Raw genomic sequence first — 17,679 nt, 5'->3', positions numbered from 1 at the left:
TTAAACGCTTACCGTCCTTATAAGGACGCCACAGGTGTTTATGCTTGTTAAGGTTTAATAAAAATTAAGTCTTAATTTTTAGGCGACTTTATACGCAATCAAGCTACTCTTTTGGGGTAGTTTTTTTTGTGCCCATTTTTGGGCACTGGAGAGATTCATATGACATCTGGGGGTAAGAAGTGATGAAGAAAATGATTGCGATCGCTACATCGGCAGCCATGTTGGCCAGTTTTTCAAGTGAGGCAGGTTATGCTTTAGCAAGTGAGGTAAGCAAGGTAAATGTAACAACAACAGTGGCACAAAGTAAGGTCAACTTATTAAGCAACGCTTCGGTTATTCCGTTTGAGCTGTACGGCAAGGATGCTCTAAATGCCTATAATGAGGTTTTTAGAATGAATCCAGCAAATATTAAATCCATCACAAATAACGGTGGCAACTACTCAGGCTCGCCTATAGCTAAGGCTATGGATGGGGATATGAGCACGCATTGGGAGACTGGCAAACCGAATAGTTCAACGTTTACGAATGAGGTTGTGTTTGTTTTCAATGAGTCCACTGAATTAAATAGAATGGTATACGCGGCTAGGCAATCCGGTGCTAAAGGTAAAGGTTTTGCTCAAGAATTTGATATCTATGGCTCCACTACCGATGCGGGTGATTTTACGCTCGTGTCTTCTGGAGAATATACAGGCTCAACCGGTGATGTAGTGGAGATTCAGTTCGCACCTACGGCTTTTAAGAGACTTAAATTTGTCTTCAAAAAAGCGAACCAAGATTGGGCGAGTGCGGCTGAGTTTTCTTTTTATAAAGAGGATAGTCTCTCTGCTAAAATGAAAAATTTATTTACAGATGATACCCTGAGCCAAGTTAGTGCTGCCTTTAATACGACAGAGAAATTAACAGCTTTAGAGAATGAAGTGCAGGCACATCCACTGTATACGCAGTTTAAAGAAGAGATAGAGAATGCAAAGATCCTTTTGGAGAACCATCAGGTAGAGGCAACGGCAGCCAAGGTTTCGAAGCTAAAAGGGTATGGTACAGCCTATGAAAATGCCTATAGCCAAGCGTATAGAATGCCAAATGCAAACGTATCAAAAGTAACGGTGAACGGTGGAAGCTACCCAGGTACGAAGCCTGAATATATGCTGGATGACCAGCCCACTACGCATTGGGAAACGAACAAAAACAATGATGCAAGCTTCACGAATGAAGTCGTGTTTGAACTAGCGCAAGCGGAAGTGCTGGACAGAGTGGCTTTTTTGGCTAGAGATAATCGCAAAGGATTCCCAGAGGCTTTTGAAATCTATGCATCAGAGACGAGTAAAGGAGAGACCTTCCAACTGGTATCTAGCGGAACCGCGATCAGTACCAATGATTTTCTGGAATTTAAATTCGAACCGACGAAGTTTAAAAGATTAAAATTTAAGTTCACAAAAGCTAATATTAACAGACCTTTTGCGGCTGAATTTAGATTTTATACAGAAGATAAAGTAAGCGAAGCTGTAAATGGTATTTTCACAGATGGAACGATGAGTGCGGTTGTGCCTGCTTATAATAGCGTCGAAGCAATCAACGAATTAGAAGAAGCGGCAAAAGTACATCCGCTCTATCCAATCCTGAAAGATTCATTGGAACTAGCTAAGAAGCTGGTTAATGGCGAGGTTCAAATCGAAGGTACCATCATTGAGGCGGAACAACGTGGAGATATGAAAAAGCATGCGCAGGAAAACCTGAGAATTGGTTTTGGTACGAACAACCAGCCTACAGGTCTCGTTGCAATGCCTGGAGATACGATCAACGTTTATGTGGACGCAGCTTCTAACGATAAGCTACCTTCTTTAGTCTTTTCTCAACAAGAGGCCGCTTGGAATATTTGGGCTAGAGGTGTGCAATTGCGTCCAGGTAAGAACATTATAACCGTTCCTGAATTTGCTACGAATAGTTATTATGCACATGAAGTGACTAAGGGCGGCACCGTTTATATCGTCAATCCATATACAGCAGAGGAACAAGGGAAAGCCCCACTGCTCCGCTTCGAAGGTTTAGAGAAGATTCCTTTTATGACCAAGACCACGGATCCAGAACAATTCAAAACCTTCTTAATCACATACAAACAAAGACTAGACGAAGATAAAGCGGCGCATCCAAATGTTCAAGATCGTAAACTCATAGATGTGGTAGAAATGGCCAGCGATCATGTTATTTTCACAGGAACGGCGACGGAGGCGTACAACAAATATATTACGCAAGGAAATAACCCGCTGGACACCGTAACTGGGTATGACACCTGGATGAAGAGCATTTTTGCCTTCTATGGCTTGGATGGTAGTAGTGAGATTCATGATGCCAAGCTAATTCGTGAGAATATTCGATTAATGCAGCCTTATGGTGCGATGTATGCAGCGGGAGATCATACAGGTATCCAACTTGGAACAGTAGGTACCATGTTAGGTGATTTTAACAAAGCTTATCCGGGCTGGGGACTGAATCACGAAATCGGGCATCGCTTGGCTATGGGTGAACGGGAATATGGCGAAGTAACTAATAATATGGTGTCTATGTTTATGTCTGTCGCGGCGAATTCGATAGATAATCGTATACCGTATGAATCAGATATCTATAAATATGTCCTCGAAGAAAATAAAGTGGTAATGAATCAGCAGGGCTTATTTGCACAACTCGGAGCCTATTGGCAGCTGGAGCTGGCACATCCGGGATACTGGACAGAGCTGACCAAGCTATATCGGGAGCGGAAGGTCACCCTTACCAACGGTGACAATTCCAAGCAGCAGTATTTGGTGGAGTTCTCCTCCGAAGTACTGGGATTAGATTTAAGCAGCTATTTTGCCAGACATGGCTTCACTGTGAATCCTGAGACAAAAGCGAAAGTAGCCAAGTATCCGGCACCGCAAAAGTTATGGTATTTAAATAACTCGGTGATTAATTATGAGGGAACTGGAATAGCGGATAAAAATCTGGCTATTAAGGTTAATATCACACCTAACACCACGGCTAGAACAAACACGTTAAGTTTCAGTATAGATAAAGAGCTTAAGCAAGATTTCTTAGGATATGAAGTGTATAGAAATGATGTGTTAGTTGGTTTTACAGGAACTGACCAATTTGTGGATCAGAATGTAGATGCGAGTATCAACTATACGTACAAGATCGTCGGTTATGATAAAAAGCTGAACCCACTGAAGCCCGTACAGGTTAAAGCCTTTAAGCCAGCCTTGTCTGTTGAAGATCAGCTCACTTTAAAGCTTAATCAAACCTTTGATCCGATGAGCTATGTAAAAGCGGCTAACTATCTAGGAAACGATATTACTGCAGATGTCTCTCTGAAAGCTAATAACGTTGATGTAACGCAAAAAGGCAACTACGAAATTGTATATGAAGTGAAAAGCGAAGGGGTTACGGAAACGAAAACCACACAGGTTACGGTAACGAGCGACTACGCCTATATTTCCGATCTCAATGCCAAGTCAGTCGTTGTAGGCTGGGGTGAATTAAAGAAAGATAAAGCCGTTTCCGGGGGAATCATAACCCTTGTTCGCCAAGGATTGGCTGCGACGTACGCGAAAGGGATTGGTGTTCATGCCAACTCTGAGGTAGTTTACGATATTGAAGGTAAGGGTTACGACTTCTTTGAAAGCTACATTGGGATCGATCAAGCCATGAAAGGGAAACCTTCCTCGGCTACTTTTGCAGTGTATGTGGATGGAGAACAGAAATTTGAGAGTGATGTTTTCCGGGCAGGAACAGAACATCAATTTGTGAAAATCCCTGTGACTGGCGCAAGAGAGGTGAAGCTGGTTACAACAGATGCTAAGGATGGCAATGCTTCAGACCATACGGTATGGGCCGATGCGAAGTTCTCAAATAATTCAAGCAAACCTACCATTACAGTGCCGGAAGAGACAACCTTCGTTAAGCTGAACAGCGAATTTGATGTGTTGAGCGATGTTACGGCTTTTGATACGGAAGATGGTAATTTAATTGGAGCCGTTGAAGTACAATCCAATGGGTTCACATCAAGCAAAACAGGGACTTACAACGTCGAGTTTTCAGTTACAGACTCAGATGGAAACTCCGCTGTGCAGGCCAGAAAGATTGTTGTATACAGCGCTAGTAAATACCTGAGTGATATAGATTGGCAATCAGCAAAAACGGATTATAATGTGGTTCGAAAAGATAAGGCTAGCTCTAACAATCCGATTAAGCTGCTGGTAAATGGCGAGGTCAAAGAGTTCGCTAAGGGCTTAGGAACCCATGCCAGCTCTGAAATCGTGTATAATCTGGCGGGTACAAACTATGAATATTTTGAAACATATGTAGGGGTTGATAGAAATATCCCTGAGCAAAGCAACTCCAGTGTGATTTTCAAAATCTTTGCCGATGGGGCAGAGGTTTATAACAGCGGACTGATGAAATTTGGTACAGAAGCCAAGCTTGCGCGGATACCTGTTAAGGGGGTAAGTGAATTGAAGCTGGTGTTAGATAATGCAGGTAACGGAAATGCTTCAGATCACGGTGATTTTGCTGATGCGAAGTTTATGATCTTGAACAATACACCAGAGCTTACCATACCTAAATCTGTCTCAACCAAAGTGGGCCAAGTGATTGATATCAGTGAAAGCTATTCGGCAATGGATTCGGAAGACGGTGACTTGACGGCTCAAGTGAAGGTCACAGGTCAAGAGCAAGTTAAATTCAACCGGGCTGGAAAGTATCCAATCACTTACACAGTAACAGATAGTGATGGAAATACGACCACGAAGATTAGAACTATAGCCGTAGTAGACATGACGGACTTTACGTATCTGACGGATTACGACTGGAACTCTACTCAGAACAGCTATACTGCACCTTTGAAGGATAAATCTATTAGTGCGAATACGCTGAGATTAACAGATGAGAACAATCAGGCAGTGTCCTATGAAAGAGGAATTGGAGCGCACTCTAACTCGACGATTGTATACGATCTAAGCGACAAAAACGCGGATTACTTCACTTCCTATGTAGGAGTAGATAGACAAATGTACGGTTCTGTTGGTTCGGTGAGCTTTGAGGTGTTTGTCGATGGAGAGAAGAAATTCGATAGTGGAGTCATGAGTTCAAGAGATCCGCAGAAATTCATTGAATTGGATATTAATGGAGCAAAAGAACTGAAATTAGTTGTCACAGACGGGGGAAATGGCAACGGATCTGACCATGCTACATGGGGTGGAGCCAAACTACATTTTGCGAATGGAGATCACTTATTCACTGGAGATCTGGAACAGGCGATTGCAGCGGCTAAAGCAATTTCTCTAGAAGGCTTCACACCTGAGAGCATCGCGGCATTTACGTCCAGCTTCTCGACAGCAGAGACAGTGTTGGCTAACTCTTCTGTTACGCAAAGTGAAGTAGACGAAGCTGTAGCAGCGTTGCAACAAGCAACCGAAGGTTTGGTCCAAATAGATCTTACGAAAGAGATTACTGTGGCGGACCCGTATTTAAGTGCTTCGATCAAGACTACATTGGGCGTAACTGGAGAACTAACGCTAGGGGATATGTATAACCTTACAACGTTAACCAGCGAAACCAGAAGAGCCAGATCCTTGGAAGGTTTGCAGTACGCAAAGAACCTAGAGACACTTGATATTACTGGAAATGAAATTACAGATTTCTCCCCATTACAAGGGTTAACTAAACTAACGAGCTTATTGGCCGACCCACAAGTGTTAGAGGTAGGAGAATTTAAGGGACCTGTGGTTGAAGTAGCTAATCTGGTGAGAGGGGTCGATGGCAGCAAAGTGATCCCTAATTCCGCTGGGGTAAGAAACACTAGAACATCTAAAGAAATTGTGTTTGATATGAAGGAATGGGCTGCTAATCCGGATGTGTTCACTATTGACCTATCAAACGAGGAGAAAGGAACTTACATGCTGGGGTTAACTTACCAAGTCGCAGGTAATCTCGTGCAAATCATTTCTTTTATTGATAATAATTAAATTCCCAAGAAAACAGGCGGATTGTGGTCTCTATAACCATGGTTCGCCAGTTTTTAAATGAGGAAGTTTTTATGTAAAAATATCCATTTTGTCATGTGACAAAAGAAATGACAACGCTCACTATAAGCGGTGTAGTCTTTTAACTATACTTAATCAGAAATGCGCCAAATTTAAATGAATACTCTAATTGAAGCTTTTTATACAAAGAAGTAAATAATGTATGCGGTTTAGAGAGAGGTGTTTCTGTGAAAATCATCATTGTAGATGATCATCCTTTAGTTAGAAGAGGGCTGGCATCTGTCATTGCAATGCAATCGGATATGCAATTTGCAGGTGAAGCTACGACTGGTCCGGAAGCACTTGATGTGATTGAAGAGACAAAGCCAGACATTGTCCTCATTGATCTTAAACTTGCTGATGAATCAGGACTGGATGTCATTAAGATAGCACGTACCCGCGGCATTGTTAGTAAATTCATACTGTTGACTTCCTCTGCGAGCAGAGAGGATTTTTTGAGGGCTGAAGAAGTACTGGTAGACGGATATGTACTGAAAGAGGCACTGCCGGAGGAATTACTCTTTGCTATCCAGTTGGTGTACAAAGGGAGAAAATATTACGATCCTGGTCTAATGGAAGAAAAGATGCGAATGAGCGCCAGCAGTCCAACAGATGAATTGACACCAAAAGAGAAGGAAGTCCTGATTCAGCTTGGACAAGGTGCTTGCAATAGAGTGATTGCCACACGTCTTTTTATCAGTGAATTTACGGTAAAGAAGCATGTCAGTCAGATTTTAGCGAAGCTGCAGGTTACTGACCGGACACAGGCGGCATTGTGCGCCAACGCGATAGGATTAACGAAATATGAAATGTCTTATGAGTAGAACGGCAAGATCAGATGTTATAATGGCTTTAACTACTTTGCGAGATTGAGTATTCTGTCTAATTGTAATTAGGGAGTGCTGTTGATGTTTGAATTGCCAGGATACCAAACCTTAGATCTGATAGATAATACCGCAGATATCAGGTTATACAGACTCCTACGTCAAGAGGACGGCCTAAGGGTTATCGCTAAGACAACAATAGGAGAATACCCGGGAGCTGCCATGGTCGATGCTTTTCGTCATGAGTATGACATGCTTAAGCGACTTTGCGGTCGTGGTGCAATAGAGGCGTACAGTTTGGAAATTATGGCGGACCGACCAGTCCTTCTCTTAAAAGATATAGAGGGGAGTACCCTTGGGCAGATCCTGCGTATGCCTGTTAATTCACTGGATCTTCCAGCGCTGCTTCGAATCGCTACAGCTATTGCTGATTGTCTTATGCAAATTCATCGTGAAAAAATAACACTAAATGAACTAACCCCCGCTCATCTAATCGTCAATCCCATTACTTTTGAAGTGAAATTTATTGATATAAGAATGTGCTCTACCGAAAACATCACGAGTCCTTTGTCACCGTTAAGCGGCCGGCCCGATGTTCTGCTTCCTTATATAGCTCCAGAACAAACGGGACGAACCGGAGTCAAACCGGATTACCGTTCTGACTTTTATTCGCTGGGGATCATCTTGTATGAATGTCTCTCGGGCAGCCGTCCCTTTGAGCTGCATGATGTTGTTGATATTGTATATCGTCATCTTGCAGATACACCTGAGCCTTTATACCGCAGGTTCCCCACAATCCCTCTATCGGTCTCTGATATTGTTGGTAAATGCATGGAGAAGATGCCTGAAGCGAGGTATGCCAGCGCGTTTGGCATTAAATCGGATCTTGAGGAATGTCTATCCCGTCTAGAAGAATCCGGGCATATTGAGCCCTTTCCACTAGGAAGCTGGGATATCCCAGAGCGCTGGATGGTATCAGGACGCTTCTATGGAAGACATCTTGAGCAACAAAGCTTAAGAGAAGCACTGCAACGAGCATCACAAGGTGCCGTAGAGACGGTTTGGATTAGCGGGGAGAGTGGTATCGGCAAAACAACCTTTCTGAAGGAGACCCTTAGAAATACAGTCTCATTGGATGGTTTCTTCGCCAGAGGCAAATTCGAATCCCGACATACCTCACTCCCTTATGGCATCTGGCATCAAGTCATAGATGAGTTGGTTAGTCAGCTGCTGATGGAAACAAAGCTGCAGGTGGAGGTTTGGAAGCTGCGTATTCTACAAGCAGTGGACAATTACGGTCAGTTGCTGATCGATTTTGTTCCTAAGCTTGAACTCTTGATTGGTCCACAACCCTCCGTGCCTCCACTGCCACCGCTGGAAGCTCAGCATCGCTTTCAATTAATCATGAGCCGATTTATTCAACTCTTTCCTCATGAGGATCATCCTTTGATCTTGGTATTGGATAATTTGCAATGGGCTGATGATACGTCGCTGCAATATCTCACTTCGCTTATAGAGGATACAGCAACGACTCATCTGCTAATCGTGCTTTCCTATCGCAATCGGGAGATTACAAGGCTGCACCCGCTCAGTAGGCTGGAAAAACATCTGATTGACCGCAACGTAGCGATGAGCAGAATTTCTTTACAAGCGCTTGAACTCACCGATTTAAAACAACTGCTACTTGATGTTATGCGTTACGAGGCAGCTGACTTGGACGAGCTGGCGCGTGTGCTGCTTCATAAGACAGATGGAAACCCGTTATTTATTAAGCAATTCCTTCAAGATTTGATAGATGATCAGCGAGTGGAATTTGATGAGAATATTCGAAGCTGGAAATGGGATCTCCAGCGTATTACTGAATTGAATGTTCCCGATAACGTAGCTTCATACCTTTCAAGTAAATTGCAACAATTTCCTGAACAGACGGTATATGCACTTAGCAGAGCCGCATTCATAGGCAGCCTATTTGATTTACGTACACTTGCCGATATTACGGAGACACCGATAGAGACATTGAGCGAAGCGTTAGCGGTTGCTGTACATGGGCGCTTGTTGCAGCCCGTTAACGGGGAGGAATATCCGCATTATAAGTTCCAGCATAACCGCATTCATCAGGCGGCATATGCTTTTATTTCCGAAGAGGAGCGTTCCGAGCTGCATTGGAGAATTGGTCTGTTATTGCTAGGCCGAGGCCCGCTTAGTGAAGGAACGACCCTATTTGAAGCTGTCCATCATTTGAATCAGGCACTTACATGGTTAGACCGCCCTGAACAGAGGCTTCAACTGGTAGAGCTGAACTTACAGGCAGGGGTAAAAGCGAAGCAAACAACCGCACATGAGACAGCCTTGCAATATATGCTTCAGGCAACGTCATTATTAGCGGAGCAGAGCTGGGAGGCGCAATATGGGCTAACCTTCCGGGTATTTCGTGAGAGGGCGGAGCTCGAATATTTATGTTCCCATTTTGATACGGCTAATGAATTATTCCATCTGTTAATTGATAAAGCTACGACAAATATGGATAAGGCTTACGTCTACGCAATGAAGGTGCAGTTGGAAGCAAGTAATGATAACCACGAAGAGGTGATCTCCTTAGGCCAGCATACCTTATCGTTACTGAAAGTGAAGCATCAATTTGATCCTGGTTATGTTCAATTGACGCTTCAATGGTTACGATTGCGGCGTAGACTCAAGAAGGTCTCACTCGAATCGCTTACTCTTTTACCTCCAATGACTGATGAAGCACGTAGAATCGCAATGTCTACTTTAGATCATTCAAGCAATGCTTGCTTCTACGTCAATCGAGAAGGGTGGCTCGCTTCTTCCTTCACCATGATTGAATTAACGCTTGATTATGGGATGACTCCGGAGGCTTCCATTGGATTCATAGGCTATGCAATGTTTCAATACTATTACTTCCGTAATGATGAAGAGACATTCAAATGGGCCATGCTGGCGTTCAGCTTATCCGAACCCTATCCGAAACAGCATATGACAACCTTAGCCGCGTTCGCCATGTGCTACGATAGCTGGCGGCATTATGATCCTGCTATGCTCCATACATTTACCGAGAAGGCTGGTAAAGTGGGCCTGGAATCAGGTGACTTATGGAAGGGCAACCAGAATGTGCTGATCAACTGTGCCTCCCTTTTGCAATTTGGTCATCCTCTCGGCGATATCTATGAGCGATTAATTACTCATTCCGGAGATTTGCTGCGCCATAACAACAGTCTCCATTGTAAGCAGGCTATTGTAGCGGCGGCCATTCTTGTTCGACTGACAGGTTATCGCTCTATAGATGATCCCTTTCCCATCACGGAGATTAGCGAGCCTGATTTTGCACAGTCGGTTCATGGGGACACCTTTGATTTTATACAAGAAATGGTGTGGATCTATCAGTATTTGACGGGCTATGTATTTGGAGAATACCGAGAAGCCAGTGAGGCATTAGCCAAATCAGCGGCCATTATCAAATCACGCGAAGATGGCTTAGACAGTCCCATGCAGATCATGTATGAATGTTTAGTCTGGGCTCAGTTGTATGAGGAATATAACGCTGAAGAGCAACGTACCTATCGGGCAAAAATGCGTAAATGCTTGAAGAAAATGAAAAAGCTTGCCAGGCGTTGCCCGGGGAATTATCAGCATAAATATCTGTTGATGAAGGCTGAGTTAACTCGTCTATCGCGAGATCCCCGCCAAGCTGAAGCATTGTATGAGCAATCCATTGAGAACGCTCGGATCCACGGTCATATTCACGATTTAGCGATGGCAGCGGAATGTTACGGCAAGTATGGGCTTCGTCATGGCAAAATGCATCTGGCCAGAATCTATATGACTGAGGCCTATGAGGCTTATCTGCAATGGGGCGCAAAGGCTAAAGCGGCTGACCTGGAGCAGCAGCACCGCCATTTGCTGCATATTAAACGAGAGCCCGGGCTCGATCGTGTGGATTCCCTTTCTGTGGTAATGTCTGCCCAAGCATTATCGGGTGAGATGGAGATGAGCCGATTATTGGCCACGCTGATGCGAATCATGCTCCACAACGCTGGGGCAGAATATGGGGCTGTTATTTTTGATCATGACGGCAAATGGATGGTGGAAGCTTATGGGACCTCAGAAGCCCAGCATATCGAATCTGTTCCACTTGGGGAAGAATCGGGGTTGGTCCCAGCAGCGATTATAGCTTACGCGGCAAGAACACAAGAACAGGTTGTATTACATGATGCGCTCAGTGAAGGAATATTTACACGTAATACATACGTTAGGAATAATAGACTGAAATCGGTTCTATGTCTCCCCATCATGAATCAGAATAAATTGGTTTGCCTGCTCTATTTGGAGAATAATCTATCACCGGGTGTATTTACTCCAAGCAGACTCGATGTGCTCAAGCTGCTTGGTTCACAATGCGCAATCTCAATCGCTAATGCCAAGCTGTATTCGGGAATCCAATATCTCAAAAAAAATCTGGAGGATCAAGTGGTAGAAAGAACTCGTAGCCTGGAGCGTTCGATGCGGGAAACATCTGCAGCTTTGGCCGAAGCTACTGTTTTTGAGGAACGCAATCGTATTGCCCAAGAGATTCATGATATTGTCGGCCATACCCTTACATCGACGATTCTGCAGATTGAAGCTGGCAAGCGGCTGCTTCAGAAGAAGGAGATAGACAGCGGCTTTCAGCGTCTGGCAGAAGCCCAGGATCTTGTGCGGCATAGCTTGAATGAAATCCGCGGCTCTGTCCATATGCTGAAAGAGGACAGGTATTCTGATCTAACCGTGATGCTGAGGCAGTTGATTCGAGATACAGAACGCAATGCAGGCGTTGTTGTTCATGCAGTTATTTATGATCTGCCGGAAGCCATGTCAACGGCCTATAAAAAGGCAATCTATCATGCTTTGCAGGAGGGCTTAACTAATGGGATCAGACATGGGGAGAGTGCGGAGTTCCATTTTAGTCTGGAGTCTGTTGGAGCGAACTTGCAGTTTAGACTCAAGGATTGTGGGCTAGGGATGAGTCCAATCGTGATGGGATTTGGACTTAGGACGATGAAGGAACGGGTTGAGCAACTGGGAGGCAGCTTATCCATCGATTCAGAAATCGATGAAGGCTGTTTACTGGAAATTGATCTGCCCATGCGAAGGGTTGTGGATAGAACATGAGTAAAATAAAAATTGTAATTGCCGATGATCAATTGTTGACGCGGGAAGGACTTCGCACCATTTTGGATCTGGAAGATGATATGGAAGTGGTTGGTGCTGCCAAGAATGGAGAAGAAGCTTGCGAGATGGTTGAGGCACTCCAGCCTGATCTGGTGCTGCTTGATATTCAAATGCCCGTTATGGATGGCCTTAGCGCCTTGAAACGAATAAAGCAGATTCGGCCGAACATCTTCATTCTGATCCTGACTACTTTTATAGAGACTGATTATATTGTAGAGGGGATGGCCTACGGGGCAAGCGGTTATATGCTGAAGGACATGGACGCAGATAAAATGATCGCTTCGATTCATGATACGTTATCCGGGCAATTTATTCTGCCAGCTCCGGTAGCAGCCAAACTGGCGTCGAGGATGAACAGGTTAACAGAGGACTATGAACATTGGCAAAGATCGGGTCTGGATCGCATCAGTCTGACAGAACGGGAAGAGGAGCTGGCACAGCTCATTATCCGGGGACTGAATAACCGTGAAATCGCCGATACATTACATATTGCCGAAGGTACGGCGCGCAATTATATTAGCAATCTTTACAGCAAATTAGAAGTGGTTGATCGGGCCCAAGCGATTGTGCGACTGCAAGCTATTTTGTAATAGTTGTTGCTGTTAACGAATTACTGTCGGGGCCAAATATTCAAACAGCGGGAGATTCCTCAGTATTCCAAATGTAACGGTCAGAATCAACATTATAGCCATAATTGCCTGGCTAAGAGGCCGGATTTGCTTCTTATTAGTAATCCAATACAACATATACAGAGGTGCTAAAATAAACAGCAACGGGTTAAATCTAAACGCTTGAATAACGTCGAACTTCAGCAAGGAAAGGATAACTCTTGTGACTCCACATCCGGGACAATACAATCCAGTCCATTCATGAAATGGACAAGGGATACTAATATTGGTTAAGGGTATCCATGCTTTGAGATAAACTACGCCGACAAGACTTAAGGACACACCCCAAAGTAGTTTAGGATGTGTCCTTTTATAAATCGTAAACTTATACCAGTTTATTAACATCGGATTGTACCAAGGCATACGTGACAATACCCAGACCAAAGAGTGTCAGGATCACATAAAGCACTGAATTATCTGACGGGTATTGGCCGCGCTGTCTTTGAGCTTCAGCAATATGTTTACCTACCTGATAGGCCCAAATGAAGCTCCAGATCCCACACGTAACCAACGTTAAAAGAAAATGTTTTCCTCCTGTAAATGTATAGTCCCCACTCAGTTCGCCTACCTCATTGGTTAGAACAATAAACCAATATATTGTATAGAGCCCACATGTAATTAATGACAAAATAATGGCGAATGCAACACTTCTGCGACTAATCATTACTCACTCTCCTATGTATTTACATAAAAATTCGACATTTCCATCTTATTGAATTAGTAAAAAATATACAAGACAATATTTGAGAATTACTGTCCGCTGTCGAAATCTAGACAAACTTACTGCTGATATCTAGTGGAAACCTTACCAAATATGAAATATACTTTTGAGGCTATGCACTGGAACCACAACTAGATTTACATTAACGAATGGAGGACACTTTGATGTCTACTTTGCCAAATTGCCCGAAATGTAATTCAGAATACACTTATGAAGATGGTAGTTTGCTCGTCTGCCCGGAATGTGCGCATGAGTGGAGCCTCGACACAGAGGCTGAAAGCAGTGAAGAGAACAAGGTTGTCAGAGATGCCAACGGAAATATTTTAAATGATGGAGATGCTATAACTATTATTAAAGACCTTAAAGTAAAAGGAAGCTCATCCGTTCTGAAGATAGGAACAAAGGTGAAAAACATCCGTTTAGTAGACGGAGATCATGATATTGATTGCAAAATCGATGGTTTTGGAGCTATGAAATTAAAGTCCGAGTTTGTTAAAAAGATCTAAAAAATAAGAATCAGCTTAACTTCAACAGAAGTAGGCTGATTCTTTATTTTAAACGTTATCTATTAATCTCAACAATCTGATTTCGTCCGGCATTTTTTGCTTGATATAAGGCTTTGTCCACTGATTCGAATAAATCATTTAGTTGATTGGTCAGGCTTTCTGTATATTGTGCTGCAAAATTACTAATGGACAGTAGTCCCATACTAACAGTAATCGAGAGGGAATGAGCAACATCCTCTACATGTACTTTATTAGCTTCTATTATAGATTTGATATGCTTTGCTAAGTGGTTTGCTTGTGTTTGATCTGTATTTGGTAAGTATATGATAAATTCTTCTCCGCCATAACGCGCCAGAACATCCGTCTCCCTCAACGTTTTCTTAATTACCTCTACCGTGCTGCAAATGACGACATCACCGATTAAATGGCCGTAATTATCATTCACTGTTTTGAAAAAGTCGATATCCAGAAGGATGATAGCAAAAGGCTGCTTGAGTTTCATATTTTCTATGATCTCATGCTCTAAGTGCAACGTTAAGTAATGACGATTATAACAACCGGTTAGGCTGTCCGTTATGGCCATCTGCTTAAGTTTTTGGTTAGTCTGCGATAATTCATCCTGGATTTCAGTTAATGCAGCATTACGCTCTTGCAGGGTCTCGTTCTGGTGATTGGTCTCGGCTATGAGGCGATGCAGCTCGCTTCTGTCCTGAAAAGTGAGAATGCGTCCAACCCTGATTCCACCTACCACAATCGGCGCCGCAGTAATGTTAATGTATGCATCGAGTGAGGTGTAAAATAGTTCAACCTCAGTTCTCTCCATGGGCTGGTTCAAGTATGTATGAAGGAATGAATTGAAAGCTCCGGAAGCTTGCTCTATGGGTGCAATGGTCGACACGTCAAAGTGAGCACCGATTTGCAGGTGAATTCTTGGAAAAAGCGAGCGATTGATTTCTACTACAGTCTCACTATCATCCAGTACAAGAATTCCTTCTGTAATGGTGTCAATGATATCCTGATGGGCGATGGTTACGAGATCAAATATTTTATCCCGATGGATAGCAATTACGAAAAAGATTGCCGAGATTAAGATCCCCAGAGAGGTCAGCCCTGGAATAACTGGATTGGATTTAAGCAATATCACATTAAGAAAAACATCCAATAATATAAATACCGTTAGCACCAGCACCCCTTTGAATACATGAGCAACCTGTTTTTTAATCCGCTGTGTAGTGTTTGAGACTAGCGCTGAATAGATGATATACAGAGAAATCATTACGCTGGTGGTTAAGAAGATAATAAGCAGCCAAAAAATCGGACCATAATATCTTTCGATATATCCGCCGTTCATAGGGAGAACAAAACTTCCGTTTGGATTGGCGACCACCCCTACTAAGATCAAAGCTGCGAGAATGTATAGGATCAATGTGTTCTTTTTTCGAAGGAGATGTGATTTTCCGGTGAGTAGTACCGTGAACAGAAGCCAGCCAATCGTTAACAGAACCGAGTCGATAAAAGCGAGCTTCACATAAAACAATTGAAACTTGGGATCGTCGGTAGTTTTGATAGCGAATTGGCAGAAGGGCCATAACATCATAGTAAAATGAAAAACTAAGTATGCTTTATGTAGGTTAGTGATGGTTACAGACGCAAATATGTAGATGAACAAAGCGAACAAAACAAAAAATAATAACAAATCAATCCATGTCATGATATTCATTTCAGTGACACCTTCTCCCACCCGGTTAACAGTTCTTTCATGTTACCTTGAATTTTATTCGTTTGCCATATGATTATTTGTTCTACGACAACCGCTATTTGTTTAAGAGTCTTTCAACATATTCCTTCAAAATCCTCTATTTGTAAGCGTGGTTTTGCAAATTTTAAGGATGAGTTTCCCGGGAAACTGGGGTTGGACAGAATGACTAGCTTTTTTAACCTTAACTTGTGTTATAATCAAACAAACAATTTAAAGAGGAAATTATAGTTAAGGGGGATTTGTAAGTGGAAATAGGAATAAGCACGTTCGTAGAAACAACACCGGATGTTCAGACGGGTGAAGTGATAAGTCATGCGCAGCGATTGCGCGAGGTTGTAGAGGAGATTGTGCTTGCAGATCAGGTGGGTTTAGATATATTTGGCGTGGGGGAACATCATCGCAAAGATTATGCGGCGTCTTCTCCAGCAGTTTTACTGGCTGCGGCGGCCTCACAGACGACACGGATTCGGCTAACCAGTGCAGTTACAGTACTTTCCTCTGATGACCCCGTACGTGTGTTTCAGGATTTCGCTACCCTGGATGGAATCTCGAATGGACGCGCAGAGATCATGGCAGGCCGGGGTTCTTTTATTGAATCGTTCCCGCTGTTTGGTTATGATTTGAATCATTATGATGAGCTGTTCGATGAGAAGCTGGACTTGCTGCTCAAAATACGGGAATCCGAAAAAATAACCTGGAGCGGCGTGCACCGTCCTGCCATTAATAATCTGGGGATTTATCCGCGTCCCGTGCAGAATCCATTGCCAGTATGGATTGGCAGCGGAGGAAATACAGAATCCGTAATTCGTGCAGGTCTACTAGGATTACCGCTTGTGCTGGCTATCATTGGCGGCAGTCCGCTACAGTTTGCTCCGCTCGTGAAGCTCTATAAGAAGGCTGCGGCGCAAGCGGGACATGATGTGTCGAAGCTGCCCGTTGCTTCACACTCACACGGCTTCATTGCAGAGGATAATCAGCAGGCTGCGGATATGTTCTTCCCTTCTACGCAAGCTAGTATGAATGTTATTGGCCGGGAACGCGGATGGGGTCAATACACCCGTGCAAGCTATGATGCGGCACGTAGATTTGAAGGTGCCTTGTATGTAGGTGACCCAGAGACCGTTGCTGAGAAAATCATTCACCTGCGCAAGCAAGTAGGCATCACACGTTTTATGCTGCATGTGCCGCTTGGCACAATGCCTCATAAGGATGTAATGAGAGCCATTGAGCTATTGGGTACCCAAGTAGCGCCCATTGTTCGCGCTGAGATATCGAGATGGGAAGCAGAGGTTGAAGCTAAGTAGTAACTATGATCTTACTTAATTATTGAAGCTGTTGATAATGGAGGGGGAGATGGATATGACAGAGCACACTATAGCGAGCAGACTCGAAGCATTAGGAGTTGTCCTGCCTGAGGCTAGTGAACCGGCGGCAAAATACGCTAACTACGTAATTGTTAATGGTTTATGTTTTGTGTCGGGAAAAGGACCAGCGGGCCATCCCAAAGGAAAGCTGGGACAAGACTACACTACCGAAGAAGGCTACCATTTTGCACGTTTAACGGGTATAGAGATCCTTGCCGTCCTTAGGACAGCTTTAGGTTCTTTGGACAAAGTGAAAAGAGTAGTCAAAATTCAAGGCTTCGTTAATGCAGATCCCTTTTTTGAAGAACATCATAAAGTGCTTAATGGTTGTTCAGATTTAATGCTTGAGGTGTTCGGAGACAAGGGTGTTCATGCTCGTTCTGTATTGGGTGCTGTTTCTGTAAGGGATAATCTACCGATCATTATTGATTCCATTTTTGAAGTTGAGGAACCTGTCTAGCCGGCTCCATGAGGCATATTTAAAAAGAGGACTGTGATACCGAAAGGTGATCGTAGTCCTCTTTTTTTAGGTGCTTATGCCGTAGGTAGATGCTTACC

Annotated in this window: 10 protein-coding genes; 7 read left to right on the top strand and 3 right to left on the bottom strand. The window is 43.5% G+C overall.

What is annotated here, in order from left to right; all coding sequences use genetic code 11:
* Positions 1-182 precede the first annotated feature (182 nt).
* From MKZ09_RS33180 to MKZ09_RS33165, 4 genes are all read left to right on the top strand, one after another.
* Positions 183-5,996, top strand: a complete 5,814-nt coding sequence (locus tag MKZ09_RS33180) for an NPCBM/NEW2 domain-containing protein (protein ID WP_076202102.1) — start codon at positions 183-185, stop codon at positions 5,994-5,996.
* A 245-nt stretch (positions 5,997-6,241) separates the two neighbouring features.
* On the top strand, positions 6,242-6,877 hold the full coding sequence (locus MKZ09_RS33175) for a response regulator (RefSeq protein ID WP_036682269.1): 636 nt from the start codon (positions 6,242-6,244) through the stop codon (positions 6,875-6,877).
* 84 nt (positions 6,878-6,961) lie between these two features.
* Positions 6,962-12,043 (top strand): AAA family ATPase, encoded by a 5,082-nt coding sequence (locus tag MKZ09_RS33170; RefSeq protein WP_076202100.1) that lies wholly within the window; start codon positions 6,962-6,964, stop codon positions 12,041-12,043.
* Positions 12,040-12,693: a response regulator transcription factor gene (locus MKZ09_RS33165; RefSeq protein WP_036682266.1), complete on the top strand. Its 654-nt coding sequence runs from the start codon at positions 12,040-12,042 to the stop codon at positions 12,691-12,693. Before MKZ09_RS33170 ends, MKZ09_RS33165 begins: the two co-directional genes overlap by 4 nt.
* Before the next feature lie 12 nt (positions 12,694-12,705).
* Here MKZ09_RS33165 and MKZ09_RS33160 read toward each other — a convergent pair whose 3' ends face one another.
* Both MKZ09_RS33160 and MKZ09_RS33155 read right to left on the bottom strand, forming a co-directional pair.
* Positions 12,706-13,116, bottom strand: a complete 411-nt coding sequence (locus MKZ09_RS33160) for a DUF2752 domain-containing protein (protein ID WP_076202098.1) — start codon at positions 13,114-13,116, stop codon at positions 12,706-12,708.
* The gene (locus tag MKZ09_RS33155; protein ID WP_051491231.1) at positions 13,097-13,435 is read right to left on the bottom strand and encodes a DUF4234 domain-containing protein; all 339 of its coding nucleotides are present in this window, start codon (positions 13,433-13,435) and stop codon (positions 13,097-13,099) included. Before MKZ09_RS33155 ends, MKZ09_RS33160 begins: the two co-directional genes overlap by 20 nt.
* Positions 13,436-13,656: 221 nt before the next feature.
* On the opposite strand from MKZ09_RS33155, the gene MKZ09_RS33150 reads away from it, so the two are divergent.
* A complete protein-coding gene (locus MKZ09_RS33150) occupies positions 13,657-13,998 on the top strand; it encodes a zinc ribbon domain-containing protein YjdM (RefSeq protein WP_036682263.1) in 342 nt (113 codons plus the stop codon).
* Between the two features lie 55 nt (positions 13,999-14,053).
* Here MKZ09_RS33150 and MKZ09_RS33145 read toward each other — a convergent pair whose 3' ends face one another.
* Positions 14,054-15,718: a histidine kinase N-terminal 7TM domain-containing diguanylate cyclase gene (locus MKZ09_RS33145; protein WP_076202095.1), complete on the bottom strand. Its 1,665-nt coding sequence runs from the start codon at positions 15,716-15,718 to the stop codon at positions 14,054-14,056.
* A 284-nt stretch (positions 15,719-16,002) separates the two neighbouring features.
* Here MKZ09_RS33145 and MKZ09_RS33140 point away from each other — a divergent pair, with 284 nt between their 5' ends.
* On the top strand, positions 16,003-17,061 hold the full coding sequence (locus MKZ09_RS33140) for an LLM class flavin-dependent oxidoreductase (RefSeq protein WP_076124143.1): 1,059 nt from the start codon (positions 16,003-16,005) through the stop codon (positions 17,059-17,061).
* Positions 17,062-17,116: 55 nt separating this feature from the next.
* A complete protein-coding gene (locus tag MKZ09_RS33135; protein ID WP_076202092.1) occupies positions 17,117-17,581 on the top strand; it encodes a RidA family protein in 465 nt (154 codons plus the stop codon).
* Positions 17,582-17,679 lie beyond the last annotated feature (98 nt).

Source organism: Paenibacillus sp. FSL R5-0908 (genome assembly GCF_038006245.1).
In the GTDB taxonomy this organism is placed as follows: Bacteria; Bacillota; Bacilli; order Paenibacillales; family Paenibacillaceae; genus Paenibacillus_AQ; species Paenibacillus_AQ odorifer.
Note: the sequence above shows the minus strand (reverse complement) of the source record. Positions and strands in the feature narration are given on the sequence as shown.

Bases quoted from the DNA above. Each gene is read 5' to 3' on its own strand.
- MKZ09_RS33180 (WP_076202102.1), top strand. From the start codon at position 183: ATGAAGAAAATGATTGCGATCGCTACATCGGCAGCCATGTTGGCCAGT.
- MKZ09_RS33170 (WP_076202100.1), top strand. From the start codon at position 6,962: ATGTTTGAATTGCCAGGATACCAAACCTTAGATCTGATAGATAATACC.
- MKZ09_RS33165 (WP_036682266.1), top strand. From the start codon at position 12,040: ATGAGTAAAATAAAAATTGTAATTGCCGATGATCAATTGTTGACGCGG.
- MKZ09_RS33160 (WP_076202098.1), bottom strand. From the start codon at position 13,116: ATGTTAATAAACTGGTATAAGTTTACGATTTATAAAAGGACACATCCT.
- MKZ09_RS33155 (WP_051491231.1), bottom strand. From the start codon at position 13,435: ATGATTAGTCGCAGAAGTGTTGCATTCGCCATTATTTTGTCATTAATT.
- MKZ09_RS33150 (WP_036682263.1), top strand. From the start codon at position 13,657: ATGTCTACTTTGCCAAATTGCCCGAAATGTAATTCAGAATACACTTAT.
- MKZ09_RS33145 (WP_076202095.1), bottom strand. From the start codon at position 15,718: ATGAATATCATGACATGGATTGATTTGTTATTATTTTTTGTTTTGTTC.
- MKZ09_RS33135 (WP_076202092.1), top strand. From the start codon at position 17,117: ATGACAGAGCACACTATAGCGAGCAGACTCGAAGCATTAGGAGTTGTC.